This is a genomic window from Paraglaciecola sp. IT1134, assembly GCF_058068185.1.
This window is the reverse complement of sequence record NZ_CM176486.1, coordinates 4,893,032-4,908,172: the sequence shown is the minus strand read 5'-3', so window position 1 is coordinate 4,908,172 and position 15,141 is coordinate 4,893,032. Positions and strand designations below refer to the sequence as shown.

The following is a 15,141-nucleotide window of genomic DNA, read 5'->3' as shown; positions in this document are numbered from 1 at the left end:
AAATGAAGCGAGACGTAAAAAAACAACAAAGTGCAAATGGTGCTATACGTATTATTAGTGGGCGTTGGCGTGGCCGCAAACTGCCTGTGTTGGATGTCAAAGGGTTGCGCCCGACAACCGACAAAAATAAAGAAACTTTGTTCAACTGGCTGATGCCCTACACACAGGGGAGCCGGTGCCTGGATGCTTTTGCCGGCAGTGGCGGTCTGGGTTTTGAAGCCCTCTCCAGGCACGCCCAGCACACCACCTTCATAGAATTAGACAAAAAAGCCGTTGCGGCTTTACAACAGAATTTGGCTTTACTACAGGTCGAATCGGTACAAGCTCAGGTGATCAGTGGTGACACCTTGGTCGTGCTGGCACAGTTAATTGATAAATATGATCTGATTTTCTTGGATCCGCCCTTTAATCGCAATTTATTACCCCAGTGCATAACCTTGATTGCTCAGCATGGGCTCCTCAACAGTAACGGTATCATCTACATAGAATGTGAAACGCAAAATGCCCACTACCCGGTTCCTGCTAGCTGGCAATTGTTAAAACAAACTGCGGGTAAACAAGTAGTTTCCCGTTTATACCGCAATAGCGCATAAGCTGCAGCAACTCGGACTCGAAGAGACGCGTTTTATCTACAGGCTCAAACTGGACCTGACGGGCCGGTGACCGGCGCAGACTACCGGTCACCGGTCCAACACAACAAGCTTTCGATTGGGACTCACAGTCTGGGGCGCATAGGCGTATCCATTACGGTTACCCATTGTCTTTTCAACACATTGCCCTTTTTTTCATCAGCCACACGCTATTCGAATAGCGGCGAATAGCCAGTTTTGCTTCATGATTGCAGCCATTCATCCGCTGTTCGGTTGGGCAGGCCTTCGAGTATCGGGGATCTGACAGAGATTGGGAAATAACTAACATCGAGGCACGTATCGTCTGATTCGCGTACATAGGGGATAAATCGGCTGCGGAATTGGCGCCCTCTGCGAAAGCCCAGCCCCTTAAAATAACAGGTTGCAAGCCACCGACAAAACTCATGTATGTCGGTGGCTTGCCCAGACATTTATCCCTCGCGGGCGTCTTCCCAGCGCTTCAGGAGATCTTTATAAGGCACTGTCTCGCCCTGTGGTTTCTCGTTGGCAAGTTTAGCCTTCGGTGCGCCAGGCTGGTTAAGCCAATAGCTTGCTTCCCGTGGCTCATTCAGCTTGGGCCCACAGGTGGCCATTACAGAGGCGCGTTCCAGGCGCATCATCACCTTGTCCTGTGCTTCGGCCAGTCCGTCAAGAGCCTGTTGCGGAGTGCGCTCGCCACTGGCGGCCTGGGCAATGTACTGCCACCACAGCTGGGCCAGCTTCGGGTAGTCCGGCACGTTGGTACCGGTCGGTGACCAGTTCACCCGGTCCGGACTGCGATAGAACTCGACCAGACCACCCAGCATGGGCGCGGCATCGGTCATCGCTTGGGAGTTAATATCCGATTCACGAATCGGCGTCAGACCCACCAGGGTTTTCTCCAGGGATACGGTTTTCGCCACCGTAAACTGGGCGTACAACCACGCCGCCAGACGGCGTTTTTCAGGCGTGGAATCCAGAAATGTCCAGGAACCCACGTCCTGATAACCCAGCTTCATGCCCTCTTCCCAGTAGGGACCATGGGGTGAAGGTGCCATCCGCCATTTCGGCGTGCCGTCTTCATTCACCACCGGCAAGCCCTTTTCGGTCATGCTGGAGGTAAACGCGGTGTACCAGAAGATCTGCTGAGCAATATTGCCCTGCGCAGGTACCGGCCCGGCCTCCGAGAATGTCATGCCCTGCGCTTCCGGCGGCGCATACTTGCGCAACCAGTCGACGTACTTCTCGGTTGCGTACACCGCAGCCGGTCCGTTTGTGGCACCGCCGCGGGTCACACTGGAGCCGACCGGGTGGCATTCTTCAACCCGAATCCCCCACTCGTCCACCGGCATGCCGTTTGGCAAGCCTTTGTCGCCAGCGCCCGCCATGGAAAACCAGGCATCCGTGAAGCGCCATCCCAATGATGGATCCTTCTTGCCATAATCCATGTGACCATAAACGCGCTGGCCATCAATTTCTTTCACACTGACGGTAAAGAACTCGGCAATGTCCTCATAGGCGGACCAGTTAACAGGCACACCCAGCTCATAGCCATAGATGTCTTTAAACTGTTTACGAAGGTCTTCGCGCTCGAACCAGTCCGCTCGGAACCAGTACAGGTTAGCGAACTGCTGATCAGGCAGCTGGTAAATCTTGCCGTCGGGGGCGGTGGTGAAATCCAGACCGATGAAATCGTCCAGGTCCAGCATGGGGTTGGTGATGCTTTTGCCATCGCCTGCCATCATGTCGGAGATAGGAACCACTTTACCGTAACGCCAATGGGTGCCGACCAGATCGGAATCGTTGACATAGGCGTCGTAAATATTGCGCCCGGATTGCATCTGGGTCTGCAGCTTCTCGATGACATCACCTTCCTGGATCAGGTTGTGGGTCACCTTAATACCGGTAATCTCCGCAAAAGCCTTGGCCAGAACATTGGACTCGTACTCATGAGTTGCAATGGTTTCGGAAACCACATTAATTTCCATACCGCGGAACTGTTTGGCGGCTTCGGTAAACCAGGCCATTTCCTTTAGCTGTTCATCTTGGCTGAGCGTTGACGTCTCAAACTCTTCGGACACCCACTTCTTGGCCGCGTCGGAGTATTGATCCGCGTAAGCCTCCAGGCTGAGCCCCAGGCTTGCCGCGCTTACCGCAATGCTCAGCATTAGCGCTTTCGGATACTTATTATTCTTAAGCATATCCAACCTCGTTTGTATTGTTAGAATTCGGGATGACGACCGGGCAAAAGCCTTTGGTTTTAAATCCGTCTCACCTGACGTCAGTCACCCGTCATGTGGCAGCTCGAAAACAATACTGTGATCGTTTTCGGCCATAAATAAAACATTAGTTCGTTTGTAGAAAAACATCAATGCGCAAATTTTTAAAATTTGCGCATGTTTCCCGGCTTTTTACGCAATCTCCTTTGTTAGCCCCAGCGGAGCAGTATGGCGACCCAGACAACCGAGACCGCCAGGGCTATCCAAAGGCTGAGTTCGGTTAAACCCAAAAACGTCAGGTTGAGGTAAGCACTTGTGAGCAGACCAATGAACAAACGGTCACCACGGGTGGTTGCGATGGGCAGAAACCCCTTGCGCTCGGTGCAGGGAGAAACAACTTCGTACACCGTCATCACCAGAAGAATAGCGGCAATTACGGAAAAGAAAATAGCGACCGGTAAGGTCCAGTTCATCCAGGCAATCATAATGACTCTCCTTATACCCGACCGAGGGCAAAGCCGGTGGCAATGTGGTTACGGACGAACCAGACCACAAGCAGACCCGGAAGAATAGTCAATACCCCGGCTGCGGACAGCACGCCCCAGTCAATACCACTGGCCCCCATGGTCCGCGTCATGATCGCACCAATAGGCTGAGCATCTACCGAGGTCAGTGTTCGCGCCAGCAACAACTCCACCCAGGAAAACATGAAAGCAAAGAAAGCCGCGACACCAATCCCCGAACGAATCATCGGAATAAATATCTTCACGAAGAATTTTGGAAAGCTGTAACCATCAATATAGGCCATCTCGTCATACTCTTTTGGAACTCCCGAAATAAAACCTTCCAGAATCCACACCGCCAGCGGAACATTAAACAGACAGTGAGCCAACGCTACCGCTATGTGCGTGTCAAACAGGCCAATAGAGGAATAGAGCTGAAAGAACGGCAGCAGGAACACCGCAGGTGGCGCCATGCGGTTGCTGAGCAGCCAAAAGAACAGGTGTTTGTCACCCACAAACTTGTAACGGCTGAAGGCATAGGCTGCAGGAAGCGCCACCAACAGGGTGATCACCACGTTCATTGAAACGTAGATCATCGAGTTGGTATAACCGGAGTACCAACTCGGATCGGTAAAAATCGTCGCGTAGTTTGCCAGCGTGAAGTCATGGGGAAACAAAGTCAGCTGTCCGAGGATTTCCTGATTGGTCTTGAACGACATGTTCAGCAACCAGTAGATCGGCAACATCAGCAGGATGATGTAGGCCGTAATACCAAAGTTTTTACGTTTATTCATTTTCATCACTAAGCCCTCACTTTTGCTTGTCGAGGTGGGTTATAGCGGTAAAGAACAGCCATGACACCAACAGCACGATCAGGAAGTAGATCAGTGAGAAGGCGGCTGCCCGACCAATATCGAACTGACCGATGGCCATCGTTGTCAGGGTCTGGCTCAGGAACGTCGTTGAGCTGCCCGGGCCACCACCTGTCAGGACAAAGGGCTCAGTGTAAATCATGAAACTGTCCATGAATCGCAGCAGCACCGCGATCACCAAAACGCTTTTTAGGCGAGGGAGCTGGATATAACGGAAGATAGCCCACTTGGAGGCGCGATCTATTTCCGCCGCCTGGTAGAACGCTTCAGGTATTGCTTTGAGACCGGAGTAGCAGAGCAACGCTACCAGCGGCGTCCAGTGCCAGACATCCATCAACAGTACGGTTGCCCAGGCATCACCGGTATTGGCGGTGTAGTTGTAATCGAACCCGAGCTGGTTTAATCCCCAGCCGAACAGCCCAATGTCGCCACGGCCAAATATCTGCCAGATGGTGCCAACTACGTTCCAAGGGATCAGCAACGGGATGGCCAGCATAATCAGGCATACAGAGGCACGTTTGCCACGGGTAGGCATCATCAGCGCGATCCCTATTCCCAGGGGAATCTGGATAAACAACACGGCAGCAGAAAACAGAAACTGACGGCCCAGAGAGTCCTGCAGCCGCTCATCCCCGAGTATTTCTTCAAACCATTCCGTGCCCACGAAGTAAGCCTGTCCCGGGCCAAATATGTCCTGGACCGAATAATTGACCACTGTCATCAGCGGAATGAGCGCGGAAAATGCCACCAGGATGAAAACCGGCAGCACCAGCCACCAGGCCTTGTTGTTGGGTACCTTGTTCATCCTGTCGCTCCCTCTACCAGAAATTCATCGATGTAAAGCTTCAGCCATTGGCGGGGAAAACCGATATGCACGGTATCGCCCTCAATCACCTGGTCTTCATCAATCCGCGCCAGTAACGTCTGGGACCCGAGCTCAAGAGTAACAATCCGATAAGTGCCCAGATCCTCTATGTACTTCACATGACATTCATAGCTGTCATCAGCCGGGGTATTGGACAGGCGAACAAATTCAGGACGAATCCCGATTTTGATGTTCGACGAGGTACTGGTCTCCGCGTATTTCGCCAGTTCCGGATGAATGTGCAGCGGCAGGCCATCAAATTCGACGCCCGTTTCCGTTCGCTGAACCGGAATCAGGTTCATGCCTGGGCTACCAATAAAATACCCAACAAAGGTGTGGTTAGGGCTTTCAAACAGCTCCCGCGGCGTCCCGAACTGGACGATCTGACCTTCGTACATCACCGCTATCTTGTCGGCGAAGGTAGACGCTTCCAGCTGATCGTGGGTGACATACACCATGGTGATGTTGAACTGCTCATGGATCTGTTTGAGTTTACGACGCAGCTTCCATTTCAACTGCGGGTCAATCACGGTGAGTGGTTCGTCAAACAGGATCGCCGACACGTCGTCGCGCACCAGACCGCGGCCCATGGACACTTTCTGTTTCTCGTCGGCAGTCAGATTTCTGGCCTTGTTGTGAAGCACCTCACCGAGCTCAAGAATGGCGGCTATTTCGTCCACCTTGGCTTTGATCTTGGCTTTTGGCATGCCCACATTGCGCAGCGGAAAGGCCAGGTTGTCGTACACCGTCATGGAGTCATAGATGACCGGGAACTGGAACACCTGGGCGATGTTCCGGTCTTTCGGCGACAGCTCGTTGACCTTGACGTTGTCAAACAACACCTCTCCTTCAGAGGGTTGTAGCAAGCCCGATATGATATTGAGCATGGTGCTTTTACCGCAGCCTGAGGGGCCTAGTAAAGCGTAAGCGCCACCATTATGCCAGACGTGACTCATCTGGCGAATGGCATAGTCTTCGGCGCCCGAAGGGTGTTTGCTGTAACTGTGCGCCAATGATTTTAGTTGTATCTCAGCCATCTTCACTCACTCCTTGGACAGGTGATGCGGTGCTTGAATCAAGCTCCCATCCACCCCGAAAACGAACAACTTGCTGATCGGTAAATAAATTTTAACGGGCGTATCCGTGTGGTATTGGTGCACCCCCATCAACTGCAGCACCAGCGAAAAATGGTCATTCTTCACGTGCATGAAGGTTTCTGACCCGCTGATCTCACCCAGTTCCACAGTCATGGCAAGCTCGAGATCATCGTCGTTTTGCGGTACCAGACTGATATGACTGGGACGCACGCCAAACTGATATGCGCCAGGCGCAAGATCACTCAGGTTGCGAGTCAGCGGGTGATGGGCGTAGTCATCAAATGTGACTTCAGTTTCTGTTACCCGCCCTTTGATCTGATTAATCGGTGGCTCACTGAAAAGCTCCGCAGCTGTCACCGTCGAGGGTTGGCGGTACACCGACATTACCGGCCCCGACTGAATAATATTGCCCTCTTGCAGCAACGTCGTGACGCCACCCAGCGCAAGCGCCTCGTTGGCCTCCGTTGTGGCATAGACCGCGATGCAATTACGTTCCTTGAACAACTCCCGCAATTCCGCTCGCAGCTCTTCACGAAGTTTGTAATCGAGGTTGACCAGGGGCTCGTCGAACAGAATCAGGCTGGCATCTTTAACCAGCGCGCGCGCCATGGCTGTGCGCTGTTGCTGGCCGCCGGAAAGCTCCAATGGGAAACGCTTAAGCAGTGGCTCTATCTGCAACATGGCAGCGGTTTCTTTGACCCGGCGGGTGATCTCGGCCTCTTTCATCTTGGCCATCCGCAAAGGCGACGCAATGTTTTCCCACACGGTCAGGTTGGGATAGTTGATAAACTGCTGGTAGATCATTGAAATATTGCGGCGCTGAACCGATTCATTTGTTACGTCCCGCCCGTCCATAAGTACTCGGCCAGTGTCCGGCTTATCCAACCCAGCCATAAGTCTCATAAGAGACGTCTTTCCTGCCAAGGTCCGACCCAGTAGAACGTTGAAGGAGCCAGCCTCAAAGGTGATATCGGCGCCTGCAATGTGCGGGACGCCATCAACCGCACGGGAGACGTTTTCCAGTGTTAACGACATAGATTTGATCCTTGTTTTTGTTCGATCGGTTTTATGTTATTACGCATGGTCGCGGCCACATGGCAATACGGTAGCTCACCGATGCACCTTGTAACTGCAATAGTCTATCTTCGTCATCCTGTCCTATATAAGCCTATACTGTAGTTATTGATTAAACTGTAAGATTACCCATGACTACTTTACCTGCAAAACAAAATACACCACACATCAACTCAGCTGTAATGATCAACTAAAACTGTAGAGTATTTTAGCCGCTTTTTCTAATCCTCTGTATCTTTGGTGTGGGGTCATATCCCCTTGCAGTCAGATAAGTTGGTGATAGATATATTACTTGGCAGCATTATTTTTTTAAGCTCGGCCTCCTTTCTTTCTGCTGAATAATATTTAACATATATGTCTGGCTATTCTTGTGCGTTTGATATTAAAAGAAGCAATCCTTTCAGTATTTCTCGGTAACATTTCATAATCAAAAAGTGAGCCACGGAGAATTTCCCTCATTTTCAGAGGCAATTTTATTTTCCTGTTGCACGTTATCGTTCACCTGAGGACATTCAATCTGAATGATTGACAGGTTGGATGACTATGGAGTGCAGCGATAAACCGGTGCTAGAAAAGACAACCTTACAATTAGTTAAAAACCCCGAGTAATCACCGGGGGCAGCACATCTTAAATGTAGTCAATTGAAAGGAGATATCAAACATTTTAAGTAAAGACCAGTTTTGTGAAAAGTAACAGTTTTTTACTGTTAGATAATGAAATGGTTGAACAACACAGACGGCGAAACTATGCGAAGGGCAGGAAAGAGCTTTGAGTTCAATCGATCAACATAACACATGAGCGACGGATAGCGACTGACTCAGGTCGTGAAGGAGACATTGGGGGTGCTCAGTTTTTGACTGAGCTATCACTTTAAAGCAGATATTAACGGCTCAAATATGGGGCGCGCATTGTTTTTCGCGTTCCTGACATTATTTGTTTGTTAGCAGTTCTATTATTCATAGTGACTCCATAATCGCAGTACTTTCACTATTTTTTCCGATTCGAAGGCTTGGTATACTAATCGATGTTGTATGTTTATTCGTCGTGAATAAGCGCCAGAAAGATCACCGATTAATTTTTCGAAAGAGGGAGGGGATTGGTAAGGATCTTCTTTGAGTATATCGATTAAAACCTCAGCTTTACTTTTTAGGCCGCTACTAGCAAGTTTTATCGCATCCTTCTGAGCTTGCTTAGTGTATACAACTTTCCATGTCACCAATCTAAGCCCTCAGAACAATCATTTATATCGGTCTCTAAACCATCCTTTATGGATTCACGCATCCCAGGTACAGATAATAAATATAAAGTTTCTTGAATAGCATCCCAATCTTTTTCAGACAATAGAACTGCATTATTTCGCTTACTAGTTATCCTAACAGGGACATGCGATTCAGCAGTTTCATCAATAACGCGATAAAGATTTGCTCGCGCCTCTGTTGCGGTTAATGTGGTCATAAGTACCTCCAATCAAAAGCGTACGCTTAGGCGCACGCTATGTCAATTAATGTACTGCCAACGCCCCAATTTGGGGCTTGTAATAGTTGGCTAAAATTGTGGTCGAAGCGAAACTAGCCAACTGTTAGAAGTGATCTTCATCCGCAAAAATGGCTTGTTAGGCGATATGCAGGTCTAGTGGATATACATTATCTAGATCCACATTTTGTTTTGCTTGCCACAGCTCATAATTATCTTGCATACTCAGCCAACTTTCTGGGCTTCTTCCAAGTACTTTAGACAAACGAAGCGCCATTTCAGGGCTAATTGCACTTTTTCCTTTTACTACCCTACTAAGGGTCGACGCAGCCACACCAAGATGGCTGGCGAGTGTTCTACAGCTAACCCCATGCGGTTCAAGATAAATCGATTCTATAAATTCGCCTGGGTGAGGGGGGTTATACATATTCATTAGTGATAATCCTCGTAGTTTAGGATGAAAGCATTACCATCCTTAAATTCAAACGTAATTCTCCAATTGCCATTGACGGAGATTGACCAAATACTGGACCGCCCTCCTTTTAATTGATGTAAATAGAAACCGGGTAAATTGATATCATCAATTTCTTTTGCAGTATCAATTGCAGCTAATTGCATTCTAAGTTTTTTCGAATGCTTAGTTTGAATGCCTGAAGTCTTACCTTTTTCGTAAAAAAGCCTTAGACCTTTGTGTTTGAATGATTTGATCATAGCGATAGTGTAGCGTGATGCGCACCACAACTCAATAATTGACGACTAACGCTTCGCTAAGCAGTGAAGTGATTTTAGCGACTTTGATGTGTTCCTTTGCAGCAACGGGGACAAGATTACTGAATCCTTTTGAACGCTTTGTTAAATTTATCTATGCCGCTTTCAAGTTATATGGAGATACATGCAGCGACTCTTTTTGTTGCCTTGTTTGCCAAAGATCATATGCATTTTGCAAGCGTAGCCAGTGATCGGCTGATGGCTTACCAAATGCTAGCTCTAAGCGCACTGCCATTTCAGGAGTAACAGAACCTCGTGCGTTTAAAACTTTAGATAGCGTTTTACGACTTACATCCAAGTGACTTGCAACGTCAGTGATAGTTAAACCCAAAGACTCTATTACTAGATCTTTGATAACCTCTCGGGGGTGTGCAGGGTTAAACATAGCCATTAGTGATAATCCTCGTAATTTACTATTTCAGCATCCCGATCTTCGAAACGATAAGTAACTCTCCCGTTACCACTTACACGCACAGACCATATACCTTTTCTATCGTCTTTTAGCGAATGCATAAATAAACCAGGCAAATCCATATCTTCTGGCGTTTCTGCTTGATCCAAGTTAGTAAGAATAAGGCGCAACTTTTTCGCATGCTTTTTCTGGATACCAGAAGTGATGCCTGATGAGTAAATTTTTTGGAGACCTTTATGGATAAAGCTTTTAATCATAAAATAAAGTGTAACCTGAAGGGTTTCAGGTTGCCACGATTTATGTTTTGAAATTTGATGCTTACTTAAGCGGAAAATTATAGTTGGCTAAAATGCTGAACGTAGTGAAAACAGCCAACTGTATTTTTCCGTTTTAAGTTCTTGTTATATTTAAATATATTAGAAAGAGTAGTTAACACCAATAGTCGTACTTTTCCAGCTTTCTGAAAAGTTGGAGGTAGGAGCGAAATCGGGAAGCACCTGATAATCAAAGAATATATTTAACTCTTCATTGACCTGATAACTCAAGCCAAGACCATAACTTAAACCACTTTCAGATTCTGTACGTTTGTAAGGGTAATCCCCTATAATATTCCCATTTGAGTCATTGGTTTGCCCAAAACCATTTATTTCTAACTTTGTATTAGTGTACCCCGCTAAGCCATAAATATTGAATGATTCAAAAATAGGGTAAGATGCTTTAATTAATAGTGAGGCTTGAGTGTCAATGTCTTCCTTGTAGCTACCTCTAGGTAATTCTGGAGTACCATAAAAGCTTGAGTAACCAGATGTACCTGTAGTTAATCGGGTTTCAAGCGCAAAGTATTTATTATATTGATACCCAGCTATGACTCCTGCAGTATTAAAATCTCGACCATGTATTGATATCTCTTGTTCATTATACAATGCACCAAGAAACCAACTATTGTCAGCACATACAGAGGATGCATAAGTTGATGCTAGAATTGTGAATGTTAAAGGTAATAATTTTTTCATTTTAAGTCCTTTTAAATAACTCGATGGTATTAGCGAAATTTTGATTAGATATAACGCCCAAATAATAGGCTAAAAATAGTTGGTTAAAATAAGCGACGCAGGAGCAAAACCAACTGTTTTTAGTCCTGATTTATTTGCTTGTGTACGCTCAGCATGGACATGAACTAATGAGCGGAGTCCGCCCCGGATGAAAGTCCTCTGTAGGAAGAACACCGTTTAATTAACTTACCGTTATTAAACGTTAATTACTAGCGAATAGCAAGAGCCAAACCGGGTAGGGCAATCGCATTAAAAATGGCTTGAAGATTATCTAGACATCCATTGTAACTAAATTGATTATTCATAGAACATCATTTTATTGACGTGCTGTTAGCGAAGGACATTGCGGCGCTATTCACGCCTTCCTTTGGCCAGTGGTTTTGTAAAAAGAATAAAATAACCGGTTTGAGCCAGATTACGTGCAGCGTCATGCCTCACATTGGCTTTGTGATGGTGGGCTCTTTTGTTTTATGTCAGTGAACGAGGGTAATCAGGCGTGTTTGAGTAAGAAGATTATCTAGACATCCATTGTAACTAAATTGATTATTCATAGAACATTATTTTATTGACGTGCTGTTAGCGAAGGACATTGCGGCGCTATTCACGCCTTCCTTTGGCCAGTGGTTTTGTAAAAAGAATAAAATAACCGGTTTGAGCCAGATTACGTGCAGCGTCATGCCTCACATTGGCTTTGTGGTGGTGGGCTCTTTTGTTTTATGTCAGTGAACGAGGGTAATCAGGCGTGTTTGAGTAATACTTTTGCCTTACCCATCCCGCGTAACCGTTGGTGATGAGTTGCATATTAACATCAGCTTAGATCGCCCAATAACATCCATCGAGATCAACCAATAACATCAACTTAGATCGCTGAATAACATCCATCGAGATCAATTTCGAGCCAAAATGTTATTTAGCGATCTCCATCGATGTTATTGGAACGCTCACTTTCTAGTCAATAGGTGTGTTTAGCCCTTACTCTGTCATTTTGAATATGTGATGAGAGTAACTATGTCGACAGCACCTATAACTATGAAAAAATTAAAAGATATTCTCCGTCTCAAGTACGGACAAAAACTGACACATCGGCAGATAGCTACAAGTTTATCTGTCTCTCCCTCTGTGGTATCACGCTATGCTGCCAGAGCAGCAAAAATGGGTATCACGTCGTGGCCACTGAATGACATGTGGGATGACGTTGCGCTCAAACATACATTTATTAACACCAAAGCGCCGCTTAAAAAGCATAGTTTACCGAATTGGAAAACGGTGCAAGATGAGCTTAAAGAGCGTAAATACATGACATTGCAGCTCTTGTGGGAAGAGTATGTGGATGACAATCCTGCGGGTTATTACAGCTATAACCATTACTGTCGAATGTACCGACAATGGAGCGTCAGTTTACGTTTATCCATGCGACAAACACACCGTGCTGGCGAGAAGCTGTTTGTGGATTATTGTGGACCTACTATGCCTATTGTGAACTCTGAGACCGGCGAATATCGCACAGCTCAAGTGTTTGTTGGGGTCATGGGTGCCAGTAATTACACCTACGCCGAAGCCACCTGGTCACAGCAACTGGAAGACTGGATAATGAGTCATGTCCGTTGCTTTGAATTTCTAGGCGGCGTACCGCACATCGTTATCCCAGACAATCTCAAAAGTGGCGTTCATAAAAGATGTCGTTATGAGCCTGAACTCAACCCTACCTACCATCAACTATCCGTGTATTACGATACGGCCGTTATTCCTGCCAGGCCATACAAACCAAAAGATAAATCAAAAGCCGAGGTAGGCGTGCAAATTGTCGAGCGCTGGATAATGGCAAGGATCCGCAAAGAAACCTTCTTCAGTCTAAAACAGCTTAACCAACGCATTACAGAATTAGTTAACTGGATGAATAATAAAGTCATGAAACAGTACAATGAGTCACGCACATCCCTATTTCAACGTATTGATAGACCGGCCTTAAAGGCCTTGCCTGAGTGTGCTTACCAATATACCCATATCAAAATGGTTCGCGTCAATATCGACTATCACGTAGAGATTGAAAAACACTATTACTCGGTGCCTTATAGCCTTGTAAAAAAGCAGCTTGAAGCAAAAACTACCGGTCAGCTTGTGACTTTAAAACACGAAGGAAATACAGTCGCGACTCATGCTCGCTCTTACCTTGCAGGCCGTCATTCCACCCAAGACGCGCACATGCCTAAAGCTCATCAAAAACAACAATGGTCAGCCCAACGCTTTGAACATTGGGCTAAAAGTATCGGCCCACATACCTTGATGCTAGTACAAGAAAACCTTGCCAGTAGGAAGCATCCTGAACAAGCATTCCGTTCTTGTTTAGGCTTGCTGAGCTTAGCGTCGAAATACAGTAACGAACGCGTAGAAAAAGCCTGTCAACGTGCTCTGCTTACCGGGGCTAAGCGTCTTAAAAATATCACCAACATACTCAAAAAAGGTCTGGATAAAACGGCCATGCCTGAACAACAACTTGACTTACTCTCGACGATCAAACATCAAAACATCCGTGGCAACGGTTACTATCACTAAGGAGTTATTATGCAAGAAATCACACAACAACTGAATCAGCTAAAACTGGCCGGCATACGAGATGCCCTTGAACAGCAACAGGTTCAAGCCAATACCTACGCAGAATTAAGCTTCACAGAGCGTCTACAGTTACTGCTTGCCCATGAACTTACACAGCGCGAACAACGACGTATTGAACGGCTCACTCGAGAAGCTAAATTTAGACAAAAAGCCGTCCTTGGGGATATTCACTACAAAGCAAGTCGCAATATAGACAAAGCACAAATTAGAACCCTCAGCCAAAGTGACTGGCTTCACCATGCCCACAACCTAGTAATAACAGGCAAAACCGGTTGTGGTAAAACCTTTATAGCCTGCGCCCTTGGTGCAGAGTATTGCAGACAAGGCAAAACCGTATTTTACTTCCGATTAAAGGCATTGCTTGAACACATGTATCTGGCTCAAGCAGAAGGCAGTTACCGAAAATTGGTTAGCAAACTTATCAAAGCAGACCTACTCATTATCGATGATTGGGGCTTGGAGCCACTAAACGCCAATCAACGTAGCGATTTACTGGAGCTTATTGATGGCCGTTACGACCATCACTCAATACTCATCATTAGCCAACTACCCATCAACAGTTGGTATGAAATGATCGGCGAATCAACGCATGCAGATGCGATACTTGATCGCTTAGTTCATCGCTCAATTAAAATGGAATTGGAAGGTGAATCGATGCGAAAAGAAATAAAATCATTGACTCATGGAGATCAAGAAAAGTAGATTAACAAAGGTCCTGTTGATTAGAGAGTTTGCGATCTCCATGAATGTTATTCAGCGATCTTCCTGATGTTAATACGCACTTAGGCATGTTTAGTCTGGGGTTTCCTACAAAAGGCATCAAGGTTTTCGGTTGCCGCTGTTTGTTTTTCACAGCCTGCGTGCGATTTTTTATGCTGGTGTGTTTTGAGGTTTCAGGTGTCTTTTCCATTTTGGCGCGGATAGGGTTTAAATCTACATAGGCCATACAAGCTAGCACTGCACTTTCATCTAACAAGGCTTGTGATTTAAACCGCCCTTCCCAGAAGCGCCCCGTGCAGCCATCTTCCTTGTTGGCCTCTCGCGCAATATACTCGTTCAAGTCGCGCATAAACCAGCTGATGTCGTATAAGCGTTGCCGGTACTGCTCAACGGTTTCATCGAAGGTAATCAGCTCACCTGGGCTTAACGTGTCCCCCTTCACAAATTTCTGGGTTAACAGTGTGCCCTTGTGTAATTTATGATAGCGAGTCAATACCGCATCGGTATCCCAACTGTCGGCCAGGGCTTTATCGACATGCACCACTACATGGGTATGGTTGCTCATGACCGCGTAAGCACAAATGTCGATGGCAAATACAGTGGCTAAGAAAAGTAATCTATCCTCTACCCACCCCCGGCGATGCTCGTAACTCTGCCCTGAATATTTATCCACACCACATAAGAACGAGCGGCGCACGCAGCGGGACACACAATGATAATAAGGCGTATCCATTAAACTGACTTGGCTTTTGCGAGGCTGGGGCATAACCCACCTACCGGACTAGAAATGAAAGACTTGATAAGTGTAGTCCAGTTCAAAAAACAGACAAAGTTATTATGGGTGATGAGATGGACACTCCCTAA

General features: G+C 46.8%; 16 protein-coding genes and 1 pseudogene. 3 read left to right on the top strand and 14 right to left on the bottom strand.

Features of this window, described 5'->3' with window-relative positions; all coding sequences use genetic code 11:
• The first annotated feature begins 2 nt into the window (after positions 1-2).
• Positions 3-593: a 16S rRNA (guanine(966)-N(2))-methyltransferase RsmD gene (gene rsmD / locus AC3RV5_RS21360; protein WP_489729583.1), complete on the top strand. Its 591-nt coding sequence runs from the start codon at positions 3-5 to the stop codon at positions 591-593.
• Between the two features lie 467 nt (positions 594-1,060).
• Here rsmD and AC3RV5_RS21355 read toward each other — a convergent pair whose 3' ends face one another.
• The 13 genes from AC3RV5_RS21355 to AC3RV5_RS21295 all read right to left on the bottom strand — a co-directional run bounded on the left by AC3RV5_RS21355 (position 1,061) and on the right by AC3RV5_RS21295 (position 10,905).
• Entirely contained in the window at positions 1,061-2,809 is a 1,749-nt protein-coding gene (locus AC3RV5_RS21355; RefSeq protein WP_489729582.1) for an ABC transporter substrate-binding protein, read from the bottom strand.
• Positions 2,810-3,036: 227 nt separating this feature from the next.
• Positions 3,037-3,312: a DUF2160 domain-containing protein gene (locus tag AC3RV5_RS21350; RefSeq protein ID WP_489729581.1), complete on the bottom strand. Its 276-nt coding sequence runs from the start codon at positions 3,310-3,312 to the stop codon at positions 3,037-3,039.
• 11 nt (positions 3,313-3,323) lie between these two features.
• Positions 3,324-4,130 carry a carbohydrate ABC transporter permease gene (locus tag AC3RV5_RS21345; RefSeq protein ID WP_489729580.1) on the bottom strand — a complete coding sequence of 269 codons (807 nt, stop codon included), beginning with the start codon at positions 4,128-4,130 and terminating at the stop codon, positions 3,324-3,326.
• Positions 4,131-4,140: 10 nt separating this feature from the next.
• The gene (locus tag AC3RV5_RS21340) at positions 4,141-5,007 is read right to left on the bottom strand and encodes a carbohydrate ABC transporter permease (protein ID WP_489729579.1); all 867 of its coding nucleotides are present in this window, start codon (positions 5,005-5,007) and stop codon (positions 4,141-4,143) included.
• Entirely contained in the window at positions 5,004-6,104 is a 1,101-nt protein-coding gene (locus AC3RV5_RS21335) for an ABC transporter ATP-binding protein (RefSeq protein ID WP_489729578.1), read from the bottom strand. The genes AC3RV5_RS21340 and AC3RV5_RS21335 overlap by 4 nt, the downstream gene beginning before the upstream one ends.
• A gap of 6 nt (positions 6,105-6,110) precedes the next feature.
• Positions 6,111-7,199, bottom strand: coding sequence for an ABC transporter ATP-binding protein (locus AC3RV5_RS21330; RefSeq protein ID WP_489729577.1), 1,089 nt, complete (start codon positions 7,197-7,199; stop codon positions 6,111-6,113).
• 992 nt (positions 7,200-8,191) lie between these two features.
• On the bottom strand, positions 8,192-8,455 hold the full coding sequence (locus AC3RV5_RS21325) for a Txe/YoeB family addiction module toxin (RefSeq protein ID WP_489729576.1): 264 nt from the start codon (positions 8,453-8,455) through the stop codon (positions 8,192-8,194).
• Entirely contained in the window at positions 8,452-8,694 is a 243-nt protein-coding gene (locus tag AC3RV5_RS21320) for a type II toxin-antitoxin system Phd/YefM family antitoxin (RefSeq protein WP_489729575.1), read from the bottom strand. Before AC3RV5_RS21320 ends, AC3RV5_RS21325 begins: the two co-directional genes overlap by 4 nt.
• A 157-nt stretch (positions 8,695-8,851) precedes the next feature.
• On the bottom strand, positions 8,852-9,145 hold the full coding sequence (locus AC3RV5_RS21315) for a HigA family addiction module antitoxin (protein ID WP_489729574.1): 294 nt from the start codon (positions 9,143-9,145) through the stop codon (positions 8,852-8,854).
• Positions 9,145-9,423, bottom strand: a complete 279-nt coding sequence (locus AC3RV5_RS21310) for a type II toxin-antitoxin system RelE/ParE family toxin (protein WP_489729573.1) — start codon at positions 9,421-9,423, stop codon at positions 9,145-9,147. Before AC3RV5_RS21310 ends, AC3RV5_RS21315 begins: the two co-directional genes overlap by 1 nt.
• Positions 9,424-9,574: 151 nt before the next feature.
• The gene (locus AC3RV5_RS21305; protein WP_489729572.1) at positions 9,575-9,871 is read right to left on the bottom strand and encodes a HigA family addiction module antitoxin; all 297 of its coding nucleotides are present in this window, start codon (positions 9,869-9,871) and stop codon (positions 9,575-9,577) included.
• The gene (locus AC3RV5_RS21300; protein ID WP_489729571.1) at positions 9,871-10,149 is read right to left on the bottom strand and encodes a type II toxin-antitoxin system RelE/ParE family toxin; all 279 of its coding nucleotides are present in this window, start codon (positions 10,147-10,149) and stop codon (positions 9,871-9,873) included. The genes AC3RV5_RS21305 and AC3RV5_RS21300 overlap by 1 nt, the downstream gene beginning before the upstream one ends.
• A 159-nt stretch (positions 10,150-10,308) precedes the next feature.
• Positions 10,309-10,905: an outer membrane beta-barrel protein gene (locus tag AC3RV5_RS21295; protein WP_489729570.1), complete on the bottom strand. Its 597-nt coding sequence runs from the start codon at positions 10,903-10,905 to the stop codon at positions 10,309-10,311.
• A gap of 1,047 nt (positions 10,906-11,952) precedes the next feature.
• Here AC3RV5_RS21295 and istA point away from each other — a divergent pair.
• Positions 11,953-13,497, top strand: coding sequence for an IS21 family transposase (istA, locus tag AC3RV5_RS21290; protein ID WP_489729569.1), 1,545 nt, complete (start codon positions 11,953-11,955; stop codon positions 13,495-13,497).
• A 6-nt stretch (positions 13,498-13,503) separates the two neighbouring features.
• Entirely contained in the window at positions 13,504-14,259 is a 756-nt protein-coding gene (gene istB, locus AC3RV5_RS21285; RefSeq protein ID WP_489732228.1) for an IS21-like element helper ATPase IstB, read from the top strand.
• A gap of 79 nt (positions 14,260-14,338) precedes the next feature.
• Here istB and AC3RV5_RS21280 read toward each other — a convergent pair.
• Positions 14,339-15,043 (bottom strand): annotated as a pseudogene (locus tag AC3RV5_RS21280) (transposase); the annotation flags it as partial.
• Between the last annotated feature and the right edge of the window lie 98 nt (positions 15,044-15,141).

Bases quoted from the DNA above. Each gene is read 5' to 3' on its own strand.
- AC3RV5_RS21335 (WP_489729578.1), bottom strand. From the start codon at position 6,104: ATGGCTGAGATACAACTAAAATCATTGGCGCACAGTTACAGCAAACAC.
- AC3RV5_RS21355 (WP_489729582.1), bottom strand. From the start codon at position 2,809: ATGCTTAAGAATAATAAGTATCCGAAAGCGCTAATGCTGAGCATTGCG.
- AC3RV5_RS21350 (WP_489729581.1), bottom strand. From the start codon at position 3,312: ATGATTGCCTGGATGAACTGGACCTTACCGGTCGCTATTTTCTTTTCC.
- AC3RV5_RS21300 (WP_489729571.1), bottom strand. From the start codon at position 10,149: ATGATTAAAAGCTTTATCCATAAAGGTCTCCAAAAAATTTACTCATCA.
- AC3RV5_RS21330 (WP_489729577.1), bottom strand. From the start codon at position 7,199: ATGTCGTTAACACTGGAAAACGTCTCCCGTGCGGTTGATGGCGTCCCG.
- AC3RV5_RS21320 (WP_489729575.1), bottom strand. From the start codon at position 8,694: ATGACCACATTAACCGCAACAGAGGCGCGAGCAAATCTTTATCGCGTT.
- AC3RV5_RS21305 (WP_489729572.1), bottom strand. From the start codon at position 9,871: ATGGCTATGTTTAACCCTGCACACCCCCGAGAGGTTATCAAAGATCTA.
- istA (WP_489729569.1), top strand. From the start codon at position 11,953: ATGTCGACAGCACCTATAACTATGAAAAAATTAAAAGATATTCTCCGT.
- AC3RV5_RS21340 (WP_489729579.1), bottom strand. From the start codon at position 5,007: ATGAACAAGGTACCCAACAACAAGGCCTGGTGGCTGGTGCTGCCGGTT.
- AC3RV5_RS21310 (WP_489729573.1), bottom strand. From the start codon at position 9,423: ATGATCAAATCATTCAAACACAAAGGTCTAAGGCTTTTTTACGAAAAA.
- AC3RV5_RS21345 (WP_489729580.1), bottom strand. From the start codon at position 4,130: ATGAAAATGAATAAACGTAAAAACTTTGGTATTACGGCCTACATCATC.
- AC3RV5_RS21315 (WP_489729574.1), bottom strand. From the start codon at position 9,145: ATGAATATGTATAACCCCCCTCACCCAGGCGAATTTATAGAATCGATT.
- AC3RV5_RS21295 (WP_489729570.1), bottom strand. From the start codon at position 10,905: ATGAAAAAATTATTACCTTTAACATTCACAATTCTAGCATCAACTTAT.
- rsmD (WP_489729583.1), top strand. From the start codon at position 3: ATGAAGCGAGACGTAAAAAAACAACAAAGTGCAAATGGTGCTATACGT.